Annotated in this window: 11 protein-coding genes; 5 read left to right on the top strand and 6 right to left on the bottom strand. The window is 59.5% G+C overall.

Annotation, left to right across the window (positions count from 1 at the left end; translation table 11 throughout):
- The first annotated feature begins 79 nt into the window (after positions 1-79).
- Positions 80-1,279 carry an S-methyl-5-thioribose kinase gene (gene mtnK / locus ACNY69_RS00160; RefSeq protein WP_111140145.1) on the top strand — a complete coding sequence of 400 codons (1,200 nt, stop codon included), beginning with the start codon at positions 80-82 and terminating at the stop codon, positions 1,277-1,279.
- A gap of 94 nt (positions 1,280-1,373) precedes the next feature.
- Here the strand turns inward: mtnK and fadE are convergent, their stop codons facing one another.
- Positions 1,374-3,824, bottom strand: a complete 2,451-nt coding sequence (fadE, locus tag ACNY69_RS00165) for an acyl-CoA dehydrogenase FadE (RefSeq protein WP_111140146.1) — start codon at positions 3,822-3,824, stop codon at positions 1,374-1,376.
- 243 nt (positions 3,825-4,067) lie between these two features.
- Between fadE and lpcA the strand changes: the two genes are divergently transcribed.
- On the top strand, positions 4,068-4,646 hold the full coding sequence (gene lpcA / locus ACNY69_RS00170; RefSeq protein ID WP_111140147.1) for a D-sedoheptulose 7-phosphate isomerase: 579 nt from the start codon (positions 4,068-4,070) through the stop codon (positions 4,644-4,646).
- Positions 4,647-4,696: 50 nt separating this feature from the next.
- Positions 4,697-5,470 carry a class II glutamine amidotransferase gene (locus tag ACNY69_RS00175; protein WP_111140148.1) on the top strand — a complete coding sequence of 258 codons (774 nt, stop codon included), beginning with the start codon at positions 4,697-4,699 and terminating at the stop codon, positions 5,468-5,470.
- Here the strand turns inward: ACNY69_RS00175 and dpaA are convergent.
- Positions 5,435-6,178, bottom strand: coding sequence for a peptidoglycan meso-diaminopimelic acid protein amidase (gene dpaA, locus ACNY69_RS00180; RefSeq protein ID WP_111140149.1), 744 nt, complete (start codon positions 6,176-6,178; stop codon positions 5,435-5,437). The two genes, ACNY69_RS00175 and dpaA, sit on opposite strands and share 36 nt — an antisense overlap.
- A 245-nt stretch (positions 6,179-6,423) precedes the next feature.
- Between dpaA and dinB the strand changes: the two genes are divergently transcribed.
- Complete coding sequence (gene dinB / locus ACNY69_RS00185) at positions 6,424-7,479, top strand: DNA polymerase IV (protein WP_111140150.1); 1,056 nt, start codon at positions 6,424-6,426, stop codon at positions 7,477-7,479.
- An 11-nt stretch (positions 7,480-7,490) separates the two neighbouring features.
- Here the strand turns inward: dinB and ACNY69_RS00190 are convergent, their stop codons facing one another.
- The 4 genes from ACNY69_RS00190 to pepD form a co-directional block, all read right to left on the bottom strand.
- Entirely contained in the window at positions 7,491-8,558 is a 1,068-nt protein-coding gene (locus tag ACNY69_RS00190) for a sugar ABC transporter substrate-binding protein (protein WP_111140151.1), read from the bottom strand.
- A 25-nt stretch (positions 8,559-8,583) separates the two neighbouring features.
- Complete coding sequence (locus ACNY69_RS00195; protein ID WP_111140152.1) at positions 8,584-9,585, bottom strand: ABC transporter permease; 1,002 nt, start codon at positions 9,583-9,585, stop codon at positions 8,584-8,586.
- A complete protein-coding gene (locus ACNY69_RS00200; RefSeq protein WP_418797106.1) occupies positions 9,582-11,087 on the bottom strand; it encodes a sugar ABC transporter ATP-binding protein in 1,506 nt (501 codons plus the stop codon). Before ACNY69_RS00200 ends, ACNY69_RS00195 begins: the two co-directional genes overlap by 4 nt.
- Positions 11,088-11,347: 260 nt before the next feature.
- Positions 11,348-12,805 carry a beta-Ala-His dipeptidase gene (gene pepD / locus ACNY69_RS00205; RefSeq protein ID WP_293770956.1) on the bottom strand — a complete coding sequence of 486 codons (1,458 nt, stop codon included), beginning with the start codon at positions 12,803-12,805 and terminating at the stop codon, positions 11,348-11,350.
- Between the two features lie 254 nt (positions 12,806-13,059).
- Here pepD and gpt point away from each other — a divergent pair, with 254 nt between their 5' ends.
- Complete coding sequence (gene gpt, locus ACNY69_RS00210; protein ID WP_111142236.1) at positions 13,060-13,518, top strand: xanthine phosphoribosyltransferase; 459 nt, start codon at positions 13,060-13,062, stop codon at positions 13,516-13,518.
- Positions 13,519-13,582: the final 64 nt, after the last annotated feature.

A 13,582-nucleotide genomic window follows, 5' to 3' on the forward strand; every position in this document is an offset into this window, starting at 1 on the left:
AACATGCTGAACGGATGTATAGACGTCTGAACGGCTTATTATCCCTGGTCATCCCCCTTCGATTGATGAGGAAAAGGCAATGTCGCAATACCATACCTTTACTGCTGCTGATGCTGTGGACTATGCCCGGCAATTTGGCGGTGTGGACAATCCTGCTGCACTGAGCCGGGCAGAAGAGATTGGTGATGGCAACCTCAACCTGGTGTTTAAGATCTATGACGACCAGGGTACCAGCCGGGTGGTGGTCAAGCAGGCGCTGCCTTACGTGCGCTGCGTGGGTGAGTCGTGGCCGCTGACGCTGGACAGGGCGCGGCTGGAAGCGCAGACGCTGGTCGAGCATTACAAATATTGTCCGCAGCACACGGTGCAGATAACCCATTACGATGCGAATCTGGCGGTGATGGTGATGGAGGATCTCTCCAGCCATCGCATCTGGCGCGGCGAGCTGGTGAAGGGGGTTTACTACCCGGAAGCGGCCCGGCAGTTAGGCGTCTATCTGGCAGAAACCCTGTTTCACACCTCCGATTTCATCCTGCATCCGCACCAGAAAAAAGCGGAAGTGGCGCGGTTCATCAATCCGGAAATGTGTGAAATCACCGAAGATCTCTTTTTTAACGATCCCTACACCGGTCATGAGCGCAACAGCTATCCCGCCGCGCTGGAGCCACTCGTCGCCAGCCTGCGCGACGACGCTGCGCTGCGCATTGCGGTGGGCGGCCTGAAACATCGCTTCTTTGCCCATGCCGAAGCACTGCTGCACGGGGATATCCACAGCGGCTCGATCTTTGTGGCGGACGGCAGCCTCAAGGCGATTGATGCGGAATTTGGCTATTTTGGCCCTATCGGTTTTGACGTCGGTACCGCTATCGGGAACCTGCTGATTAACTACTGCGGCCTGCCAGGGCTGCTGGCGCCGCGCGAGGCGGCCGATGCACGCGAACAGCGCCTCAGCGATATACATACGCTCTGGACGACCTTTGCCGCACGCTTCATGGCGCTGGCAGAAGAGAAAACCCGCGATCAGGCGCTGGCCTGGCCGGGCTACGCGGCCGCGTTTCTGCGCAAAGTCTGGGCAGACACCATTGGTTACTGCGGAACCGAACTGATTCGCCGCACGGTGGGGATGTCCCACGTCGCCGATATGAAGCTGATTGCCGATCCGGCGATGCGCACCGACTGCATCCGCAATGCGATTAACCTGGGCCGCACGCTGATTCTGGCGGCGGATCATGTAGAAGATGCGGATGCGCTGATTGCCCGCATCCGTCAGGCGGGATAAAAAAAGGCCGACGGGAAGTCGGCCTCTGAAAACAGTTCTGGCTCCGGGCGCACAGGGTCACTACCCGGAGCCGGCATCACATCGGCTCCCGATTCTAGGCCGCCTCACTCGCCCGTGACGCAGGCTGAGGCGCTTTCTCAGGCACCGCCACCGCCAGTGCGTCCGGCTCAAACTCATCGACGTTAATCGACCGCAGACGGCTCACTTCGGCACGCTGCAGGATCTCAGCCTCTTTCGCATCGATCCAGCCCTGCTCCAGCCCGCGCTTCGCCAGCGCATCCAGCCGGGTAAAGGAGAGAGGCTGTTTCGTCTGTTTGCACAGCCGGTCATGAATCACCTCGGCCGCCATGACATCCTGCAGCGCCTGTTCCAGCTGACCGGCAGGGTTATGTTCGCTCGGCGTCAGGTACATGCCACGGCCCAGGCGGCTGCGGGTCGCGGAGGGCTGCTGCAGCATTTTCGCCAGCTGATGATCCAGACGGTCAGACGGTGCAGGGCAGTGGTGTCCGCCCGCGAACAGCGTCATCCGCAGGGCGCCCGCCACCAGCCGGTTCGGGAAGTTACGCAGCAGATCGTCCATCGCCTCTTCGGCCTGGTGCAGCGCATCCTGCACACCCCAGTGCACCAGCGGCAGATCGGCTTCATTGCGGCCCTCATCGTCATAACGTTTCAGCGTCGCCGAGGCAAGATAGAGCTGGCTCAGCACATCACCCAGACGCGCCGAGATGCGCTCACGCCGCTTCAGGCTGCCGCCCAGCACGGCCATCGACACATCAGAGAGCAACGCCAGGTTCGCGCTGATGCGGTTCAGGTGCTGATAGTAACGGCGGGTGCTGTCGCGGGTCGGGCTGGCGCTGGTCCGTCCGGCGGTGATCCCCAGCCACAGGCTGCGCATGGCGCTGCTGCCGACATGGCCGATGTGGCTGAACAGCGCCCGGTCAAACGCGTTAACGTCGTTGCTGGCGGCCGCCGCCATCTCCTGCAGAACATAGGGATGGCAGCGGATAGCACCCTGACCGAAGATAATCATGCTGCGGGTCAGGATGTTCGCGCCTTCCACCGTAATAGCGATAGGCGCACCCTGATAGGCGCGAGCCAGGAAGTTGCTGTTGCCGAGCATAATGCCTTTACCCCCGGCAATATCCATGGCGTCGATAATGGCGCGCTGACCGCGATGGGTGCAGTGATATTTCACAATCGCCGACAGCACCGCCGGTTTTTCGCCCTGCATAATCCCGGCGGTAATCAGCGTGGCCGCGGCGTCCATTACGTAAGCGTTACCGGCGATGCGCGCCAGAGGCTCCTCGATCCCTTCCATCTTGCCGATAGAGAGACGGAACTGACGACGGATGTGGGCGTAGGCGCCGGTTGCCAGCGCCACCGTTTTAAGGCTGCCGGTTGAGTTTGAGGGCAGCGTAATGCCGCGACCCACTGACAGACACTCGACCAGCATCCGCCAGCCCTGACCGGCCATTTCCGGCCCGCCGATAATGTAGTCAATCGGCACAAAGATATCTTTGCCGCGGGTCGGGCCGTTCTGGAAGGGCACGTTCAGCGGGAAGTGGCGGTGACCAATCTCCACGCCAGGCGTATGCGTCGGGATCAGCGCACAGGTGATGCCCGGGTTTTCGTTGTCGCTGAGCAGATGATCCGGGTCAGACAGTTTGAAGGCCAGGCCCAGCACGGTCGCAATCGGCGCCAGCGTAATGTAGCGCTTGTTCCAGGTCAGGCGCATACCCAGCACCTGTTTGCCCTGCCATTCGCCCATGCAGACCACGCCGGTGTCGGGGATCGCCCCGGCATCAGAACCCGCTTCCGGGCTGGTCAGTGCAAAGCAGGGGATCTCGTCACCGCGCGCCAGGCGTGGTAAGTAGTGATTTTTCTGCTCGTCGGTGCCGTAGTGCTGCAGCAGTTCGCCCGGGCCGAGTGAGTTAGGCACGCCGACGGTGATCGCCAGAATGCCGGAGACGCCCGCCAGTTTTTGCAGCACGCAGGCCTGCGCATAGGCGGAGAACTCGAGGCCGCCATACTCTTTCTTGATGATCATCGCGAAGAAACGATGCTCTTTCAGATAGGCCCAGAGTTCCGGCGGCATATCGGCCAGCTCATGGGTGATCTGGAAATCGTTGGCCATACGGCACGCTTCTTCAACCGGGCCGTCGAGAAACGCCTGCTCCTCGGCGGTCAGACGCGGCTGCGGATAATTGTGCAGCTTCTGCCAGTCCGGTTTGCCCTGGAACAGGTCGCCTTCCCACCAGGTGGTGCCCGCATCGATCGCCTCTTTTTCGGTGCGCGACATCGGCGGCATCACCTTACGGAAACGCTGAAAGATCGGCGCTGAAAACAGGCTGCGACGCAGCGACGGCAGGTTAAACGGCAACAGAATGATCGCCAGCGGCAGCAGCAGCCACGGCGTCCAGAGGTGAGCGACAGCCATCGCGGCGGTCCAGAGCAGCAGGATCGCGCTGCTCAGCCGTAACGACAGGCGGTGATAGAACAGGGCGCCGATTAGCGCCACCGTGGCAAGTATCGAAACAACCATCATAGTGAACCGCTCCAAGTAGTAAGAGGTCTGACCTGTTATGTAGAGAGGTTTAGAGCAGTTGGCCCGATTTATCAATTTGTTTACATCGCAATTACAACCTGCCTCACAAAATCCCCGCTCTGTCTGTTTTTTCATCAGTAGCGGCGGTCAGAATCACCGCCACGGCCCGGCATGACGCTTTGCGCTGACGGGCCATTCCGTTAAACTTGCTGCGATTAACCTCTCCTACAAAAGGACACCCCTATGTACCAGGACATCATCCGCGCTGAGCTTAATGAAGCTGCTGACACGCTGAACACATTCCTCAGTGACGATGCCAATATCCATGCGATCCAGCGTGCTGCGGTGCTGCTGGCTGACAGCTTCAAAGCGGGCGGCAAGGTGCTTTCCTGCGGTAACGGCGGCTCCCATTGCGATGCGATGCATTTCGCCGAAGAGCTGACCGGCCGTTACCGTGAAAACCGTCCTGGTTATCCGGCGATTGCCATCTCCGACGTCAGCCATCTCTCCTGCGTCAGTAACGACTTTGGCTACGACTACGTCTTTTCACGCTACGTGGAAGCGGTAGGGCGGCCGGGCGATGTGCTGCTGGGTCTTTCCACCTCCGGTAACTCTGCCAACATCATTAAGGCAATTGAGGCGGCGCGTGCGCAGGGGATGAAAGTGATCACCCTGACCGGTAAAGATGGCGGTAAGATGGCGGGCAGTGCCGATATTGAAATCCGGGTGCCGCACTTTGGTTATGCCGATCGCATCCAGGAGATCCACATCAAAGTCATCCATATCCTGATGCTGCTGATCGAAAAAGAGATGGTGAAGTAATTGCGCCGGCTTCCCGCTCGCGGGGGGCCGCTTAATCTAAGGCGGTGGCTATGTGCGAATTGCTCGGGATGAGCGCCAATGTTCCCACGGATATCTGTTTCAGCTTTACCGGACTGGTTCAGCGTGGCGGTGGAACCGGACCTCACAAAGATGGCTGGGGCATTACTTTTTACGAAGATAAAGGCTGCCGTACGTTTAAAGATCCGCTGCCGAGCTTTAACTCGCCGATTGCGCGCCTGGTGCAGGAGTACCCCATCAAATCGCATTCGGTGGTGGCGCATATCCGCCAGGCGAACCGCGGCCAGGTGTCGCTGGAAAATACGCACCCGTTTACCCGCGAACTGTGGGGCCGCAACTGGACCTATGCGCACAACGGTCAGCTCAAAGGCTATCGTCAGCTGGAAACCGGCACCTTCCGGCCGGTTGGCGAAACGGACAGTGAAAAAGCGTTCTGCTGGATCCTGCATCAGCTGGCCACGCGCTACCCGCGTACGCCGGGCAACTGGCCTGCGGTGTTTCGTTTTATCGGGGAGCTGGCGGGAACGTTGCGGCAGAAGGGCGTGTTTAACATGCTGCTGTCAGATGGCCGTTATCTGATGGCCTTCTGTTCGACCAATCTCTTCTGGATCACCCGCCGCGCGCCCTTTGGCCGGGCGCAGCTGCTGGATCAGGATGTGGAGGTTGATTTTCAGCAGCACACCACGCCGCATGACGTGGTGACGGTGATCGCAACGCAGCCGCTGACGGCCAATGAAACTTGGCAGCGGATTGCGCCAGGTGAATGGGCCTTATTCTGCCTTGGAGAGCGCCAGGAAGGAGCGTGAAGCGGCTTCGGGACTGGCTAAAACCGGTGCCGGGCTGCTCATCACATATTTGCCGCTGGCGACACTCACCACCGGCGGCTGGTGATACTTCGCAAACCAGGCGTATCCCGGCTGCAGCTGCTGCCAGAAACTGGCGTAGGCGGAGTAGCGGTGACGCTGCATGTTGCTGTCGGTCATGCGGAACGGATAAATGCTGATGCTGACATCCTGCTGGCCGTTACGCAGCGCGGCATTCACATAGGTAAAAATCTCATCCATATAGGCGTTGGTCATGGCATAGCAGCCGATTGACTTGCAGTCGCCATGGATCATCAGATAGTTGCCGCTGTAGCCCTGATTGCGGTCATACTGATTCGGGAAGCCGATGTTGATCGCGCGATAAAACCGGCTGTCCGGCTTCAGCTGATTCAGCCTCACGTTGTAAAAACCTTCCGGGCTTTTGAAATCGCCTTCGCGGCGTTTCGGGCCGAGGCCACCCGAAAAGTTACAGATGCGGTAGGTATCCAGCAGGCGGTATTCGTTACCGATTTTGCCGTAAAGTTCGAGTGTGCGTTCTTCCTTGAAGATCTGGATATAAACCGGGGTGCCAAGTAACTGTTTCTTTAACTCTTTGCTGACCGGTGCCGCTGTCTGAACGGGTTCGGGAGTCATTGCCATGCTGAGGGCTGGCAGTAAAATCATCGCAAACAGGAGTGCGATTTTGCCCATGCTGTGTGTACCTTGAGGTGAAGAGAACATGACGCAAATTGTGCGTCTCTGCTTGCATTATCGGAACTGTCCGCTACCGCAGCGCAACATTAAACATTGTCTGTTTTTTTAGCAAGACGGTCTCAGTCAAATTCGCGAATTACTGGCAGTTATTCGGTCAGAAATTTGTAAACTTTAATCCTCAACGCGACAGCGATTGCAGTTACGTCCGCCAGCTGTATACTTATCCAGTGCCGGAGGGGGGTATGCGTAAAATCATTCATGTCGATATGGACTGCTTCTATGCCGCGGTGGAGATGCGTGACAATCCCCAGCTGCGCGATATCCCGATCGCCATTGGTGGCAGCCGCGAACGTCGCGGCGTGATCAGCACCGCCAACTATCCGGCCCGCAAATATGGCGTGCGCAGTGCGATGCCCACCGGCATGGCGCTTAAACTCTGCCCGCATCTGCGTCTGCTGCCGGGCCGCTTTGACGCCTATAAAGAAGCCTCTGCGCAGATCCGTGAGATCTTTACCCGCTACACCTCACTGATTGAACCGCTCTCGCTGGATGAAGCCTATCTGGATGTGACCGACAGCCCGCACTGTCACGGCTCGGCGACGCTGATGGCCCAGGCGATCCGCGCCACCATTTTTCGTGAAACCGGACTTACCGCCTCGGCCGGGATCGCCCCGATTAAGTTTCTGGCGAAGATCGCCTCTGACCTCAACAAGCCGGACGGCCAGTATGTGATCACACCGCCGGAGATGGCCGGTTTTCTGCTGACCCTGCCGCTGGCGAAAATTCCCGGCGTCGGCAAAGTGTCGGCTAAAAAGCTGGAGGAGATGGGGCTGGCCACCTGCGGCGACGTGCAGAAAGCGGACCTGGCGCTGCTGCTGAAGCGTTTTGGTAAGTTTGGCCGGGTGCTGTGGGAGCGCAGTCACGGCATCGATGAGCGGGGCGTGATTGTGGAGCGCGAGCGTAAATCGCTGGGCGTTGAGCGCACGCTGGCGGAAGATATCAGCGACTGGGAGGCGTGCCTGGAGATTATCGATTTTCTCTATGCCGAGCTGGATCGCCGTCTGACCCGGATCCGACCCGATAAGCAGGTGGCGCGTCAGGGCGTCAAACTGAAGTTCAGCGACTTTCAGCAGACGACCCAGGAGCATATCTGGCCGGTGCTGAATAAAGAGGACATGATAGCCATCGCCCGCAAGACCTGGGATGAGCGTCGTGCCGGGCGAGGCGTGCGGCTGGTGGGGTTACATGTGACGATGGTCGATCCCCAGCTTGAGCGTCAGCTACTGCTGGGGCTGTAACGGCCCGCCTTTTACTTGCTGTTTTTCGCCGCCAGGGTGGCGAACCACGGCGCAACGAAATCCTGATTATCGCCCCAGCCCGGAATGATTTTGTTCAGCGAGGCGACGTTGACCGCGCCCGGCTGGCTGCTCAGCTGCTGCTGCGAAATCGACGCGGCTTTGAACTGGTATGTGGCTGGCGTCTCTTCACCGGCAATCTTCTTCGCCACCAGACGCATATTCACCGCGCCGATGGTTTTCGGATCGACCGCCACCGTCTGCACCCACGGGCTGTTTTTCTCGCGCATCAGTTGCAGATCCTGGTTTGACACGTCGATGCTGTAGAGCTTGATCTCGGTGCGGCCATTCTCCTGCAACGCTTTATATGCGCCCTGACTGAAGGCATCCCACGCCCCCCAGATGGCGTCGATCTGACCTTTCGGGTATTTCGCCAGAATCGCGCCGATCTTATTCGCCGTGTCACCCTGGACGTCGGTTGAGACCGCACCAATCGACTCAAGCTGCCGGATGCCCGGATTCTCTTTCAGCAGCTTTTCATACACGACCTGACGGCGTTCCATCGGCGGGAAGCCGGCGACCCACAGTTTGACGATCTTCGCCTTGCCGTGGAAATCACTGATGAGCTGGCCCAGCGACAGCTGCGCCAGCGAGGCGTCATCCTGGGCAGTCACGGTGACGCCCGGAACCGGGCTGTCTACCGGCGTATCGAACACCGATAGCTTAATGCCCGCATCGGCGATCCGCTTCACCAGACCACTGGCGTAGGGCGCTTTACCGTGTGACAGCACGATGCCGTCATACTTCTGGCTGATCGCCTGATTCACGAAATCCTGAAAGCGCGCGTCATCGCCGTTGCTCAGGAAGGTACTGACCTTAAAGCCCAGCTGACGGCCCTGCTGGATCGCGCCAGCCACAAACTGGGTGGTGTTGTCATCGGAACCGAGGTTGCGGATCACGGCGATACGAATCGGGCCGTCATGGCTGGCGATAGCGGCAGGCACCGGCGTAACGGCGTCCGCGAAGGCGGCGCTGGCGTTCAGCAGGCTCAGGGCCAGCAGCGAGAGTGTGATTTTTTGCATTGTTATTAACTCCGGTAAATGCGCCTCAGCGGCGCTGGATATAGGTGATCGCCAGCGCTAAGGCCAGCACCAGTCCTTTAATAATGTCCATGGCATAGTAAGGAACGGAGAGCATCACCAGCCCGTTCTGCAGCACGCCGAGGATCACCGCGCCGACCAGCGTGCCGAGCGCATTCGGCTTGCCGGAACCCGCCAGCGAGAAGCCGATCCACGCCGCCGCGACCGCATCCATCAGGTAGCCGCTTCCGGCGTTGACCTGAGAAGAGCCGATACGCGAGGCGAGCAGGATGCCGCCCAGACCCGCCAGCAGCGAGGCGATTACATACGCCAGCACCCGATAGCGGGTGGTGCGGATGCCCGACAGATGTGCCGCTTCCGGGTTGCCGCCCAGCGCATACATCCGGCGGCCATGTTTGGTCAGCGACAGCGCCAGCTGCGCCGCAACGGTCACCACCAGCATGATAATCACGATGGTCGGCACCTGGCCGAGCAGGCCAAAGGCCGCCGGAATGGTGCCTTCGGCCATATCGCCGCTCGGCAGTACCATGTTCTCGGTGATTGAGCCGCCAAAACTGTAGGTCATCGCCACACCCTGAATCACAAACAGGGTGGCCAGCGTCGCCAGCATGTCGGGGATACGCAGGATAACAATCAGAAAGGCGTTGAACAGCCCGACCAGCGTGCAGAGCGCCAGGGTGATCAGGATCGCGCTGGTGGTGCCAAAGCCGTACCAGACAAAGAGGGAGATCACCAGCGCATTCGCCAGCGAGGCGGTTGACCCCACCGAGAGATCAAAGCCGCCCACGGTCAGCGAAATCGAGACGCCGATCGCAATCACCGTCACGATGGCAATCGAGCGCAGGATATTGATGATGTTGTTGGGTTCCAGGAAACTGTCGGAAGCCAGGCCAAAGGCGGCGATCAGGATCACCACCGTCAGCAACATCCCCCATTTATAGAGGAAGTCGAACAGCTGGTGACGCCACGGTGTGGCGGTCAGGTTCAGATGGGTCTCTTTACTGCTCACGCTGGGGTTCCTCCGGTGGAATAGAGCAAAAGCGTCTCTTCGGTGACGTTCTCTGCGGCCAGTTCGGCCACAATACGTCCATCCCAGAGCACGCAAATCCGGTCGCACAGGCCGACCAGTTCAGAAAATTCACCTGACGCGTAGATAATGCCTTTGCCTTCCCGCGCCAGGCTGTCGATCAGGGTAAAGAGTTCGGTTTTCGCTTTGATATCGACGCCCTTGGTCGGCTCGTCAAAAATCAGCACGTCTGCGTTGTTGCGCAGCCATTTGCCAATCGCCACCTTCTGCTGATTACCGCCGGAAAGACGGCGCAGCGTCTGAGCCGGGCCGGTGGTGCGGATCCGGAGCTGGCGGATAACCTGCTCCGCCCAGCGCCACGCCTGGCGATGACCAAACAGGCTCCAGCGTGAAAAACTGTCGTCCGCGCTGACGCTGAGGTTCATCGCGACCGACTCATCAATGAAGATCCCCTCTTTGCGCCGCTCCTCCGGCACCAGCGCCATGCGGCGGCTGACCGAGTCGTGCGGAGAGCGGGGCTTCCACGGCTGACCATGCAGTTCGCCCCGGTCGATGCGGCTTTTGCTGGCACCAAACAGCGCCTTGCAGAGCTCGGTTTTACCGGCACCGGCCAGTCCTGCGATGCCGAGGATCTCGCCTTTGTGCAGCCGCAGCGAGATAGCCTGCAGCCGCTCATCATCGTGCAATCCTTCCACCGCCAGCAGCAGCGGCTGCGCCGCCTGTGGCCGGCGGGGCGGAAAGATATCGGTGAGCTGATGTCCCAGCATCTTCTCGACGATCTGCTCGCCGCTGAGCGCGGCCATCGGACCGGTTTCCACCAGGCGGCCATCGCGCAGCACCGTCAGCTGGTCGCAGATCGCTTTCAGCTCATGGATGCGGTGAGAGATAAAGACCACGCCGATGCCGCTGCGCTGCAGACGACGCACCACGGCAAACAGCCGTTCGCTCTCGTGCTGATCCAGCGGGGCGGTGGGTTCATCCAGAATCAGGAAGCGGCAGTGGTGGGAGAGCGCCCGTGCCAGCAAAATTTGCTGTTTTTCCGCCAGGGTGCAGCGCCCGACCAGCCGGTTGACGTCCAGCGTCACGTCGAGCTCTGCCAGCAGCGCCCGCGCCTGACGGCGGACCTCCCCCCAGCGATAGCGGTGTCCGGGTTCAGCCAGCCGATCCAGCAGGATGTTTTCCGCCACGCTGAGCTGCGGCACCAGCGCCACATCCACTTCCTGCTGAACCAGGTGGATCCCCCGCTGCCTGGCTTCACGGGGCGAGCGGATAGAGACCGGCTCGCCATCCAGCAGGATCTCACCGCTGTAGTGGCGGTGCGCACCGGAGAGGATCGCCATCAGCGTGGATTTCCCGGCGCCATTCGCGCCGGTCAGCGCGTGTACCGAATGGCCTTCGCTGCGGAAATCCACCGACGATAGCGCGGCAAACCCGCCAAAAGCGATGGAGATGTTACGCATCTCAAGGCAGTTTAACCCTGGCATGTCATTACTCTCCTGAAGAATCACTGGCCGCATTTTTTCCTGAACGGAGGATGGGCGGCAACAGCCGAAAGCGCATAAGCTAGCACGAAATCTTATTAGCCATCCAGACATCTGGACATAATGGCGTCTATAACCAGCGAAGCGCGGGAACGTGGCGGAATAGCGGGGAGAAGCGCGAAAAAGGTAGCGAATTATGCTGGTGAAAAGGGGCAGGCATAAAAAAACCAGGCCGGAGCCTGGTTTACTTTTTTGCGGCAGAATTACTTTTTCGGGACCACGTTCAGCAGGGTGGTCAGCAGTTTCCAGTAGAGGCCCACGCTTTCGATGTGAACCTGCTCATCCGGCGAGTGTGGCCCGGTGATGGTAGGCCCAATCGACACCATATCCATGTCCGGATACGGTTTTTTGAACAGACCGCACTCCAGACCCGCGTGAATAACCTGGATGTTCGGGGTCTTATCAAACAGCGCGATATAGGTCTCACGGGTCAGCGCCATGATGGCGGAGTCCGCATCGGGCTGCCAGCCCGGATAGCCGCCTTTCGCTTTGGTCTGTGCGCCCGCCAGCTGGCCCAGCGAGGTCAGCATCTGCACCACGTAATCACGGCCCGTATCGATCAGGGAACGAATCAGGCAGTTGATTTCGGCGTGGTCATCTTCCATCGTGACCACACCGATGTTCAGTGAGGTTTCCACCACGCCTTTTGCCACGTCTGAATTGCGGATCACACCGTTAGGCGTGCTGTTCAGCAGGTTAAGGAAGCGATCGCGGCTGTCACGGCTCAGGGCGTCACCCTGATGCGCCAGCGGCTCGCTGACCAGCGCGATGTTCGGCTCTTTTGTGCCATGCTCGTTCTTAATGGCGCTCAGGAACTGCGCCGCCGCCGATTTCAGCGCGTCGGCTTTATGGCTTTCAACGGCCACGGTCGCGAAGGCTTCACGCGGAATCGCATTGCGCAGCGTGCCGCCGCTGAAGGCCAGCAGACGCAGATCCAGTTCGGCCGCGTGTGCCGCCAGGAAGCGCGCCAGCAGTTTGTTGGCGTTGCCAAGACCCATATGGATATCGGCGCCGGAGTGACCGCCGCGCAGCCCTTTCAGCGTCAGCTTCAGGGTCTGGAAGTCAGCCGGAACGGCTTCACGGGTCAGGGGCAGGGTGGAGACGAAGTCGATACCGCCCGCACAGCCCATGTAGATCTCACCCTCTTCTTCCGAGTCGGTGTTGATCAGAATTTCGGCCTGCAGCCAGTTGGGTTGCAGTCCGAACGCGCCATCCATGCCGGTCTCTTCGGTCATGGTCAGCAGCACTTCCAGCGGGCCATGCGTCAGGCTGCTGTCCGCCAGCACCGCCAGCGCCGAGGCCATACCGATGCCGTTGTCCGCGCCCAGGGTGGTACCGCGCGCTTTGACCCACTCGCCATCGATCCACGGCTGAATCGGATCTTTGGTGAAGTCATGCACGGTGTCGTTATTTTTCTGCGGCACCATATCCAGATGCGCCTGCAGCGCGACCGGCTTGCGGTTTTCCATGCCCGGGGTGGCGGGTTTACGGATCAGGATGTTGCCGACCTGATCGCGCTCACACCAGAAGCCCTGCTCTTTCGCCCAGCCCATGATGTAGCCAGCCAGCGCTTCTTCGTGAAAGGAGGGGTGAGGAATGGAGCAGATCTTAGCGAAAATATCCCACAGTGGCTGTGGAGAGAGTTGAGACAATTCAGACACGACAGGTCTCCTGTATCCGTGTACCGGCGGGGCCGGACATCGCGAGTTTCCAGTGAAAAATCGCCGTCAGAAAATCTGACGAGCCAGGCCCGAGAATATCACTGTTTTTCACCGGGTGCGCTCTCCGGCGCGCTAAAAAGCCGCAACCAGCGTGCGGGTGCTGGTTTTTAGCGCGTCAACTCCTTATAATCTCGCGCAACCTTTTCCCCGTTGCACATTTTTAAGCCACTTCGGTTGGCTGGGATTTCTATTCTATGAGCGAAAAATACGTCGTTACCTGGGACATGCTTCAGATCCATGCCCGCAAACTGGCCCAGCGCCTGCTGCCTGTTGAACAGTGGAAAGGCATCATCGCGGTGAGCCGCGGCGGTCTGGTACCGGCTTCGCTGCTGGCCCGTGAACTGGGTATCCGTTACGTTGATACCGTCTGCATCTCCAGCTACGACCACGATCATCAGCGCGAAATGAAAGTGCTGAAGCGCGCAGAAGGCGACGGCGAAGGGTTTATCGTGATCGATGACCTGGTGGACACCGGCGGTACCGCCCAGGCGATCCGCGAGATGTACCCGAAAGCCCGTTTCTGCACCATTTTCGCTAAACCGGCCGGTCGCGCACTGGTTGATGATTACATCGTGGATATTCCGCAGGATACCTGGATCGAGCAGCCGTGGGATATGGGCGTGGTCTACATTCCGCCGATTGTAAAAAACTGATTGATACACATCAGACAACGCCCGGTTTTCCGGGCGTTGTGCTTTCTGAGCCTCGCACGCTGAA

This window comes from Pantoea graminicola (genome assembly GCF_048452665.1).
Taxonomy (GTDB): domain Bacteria; phylum Pseudomonadota; class Gammaproteobacteria; order Enterobacterales; family Enterobacteriaceae; genus Pantoea.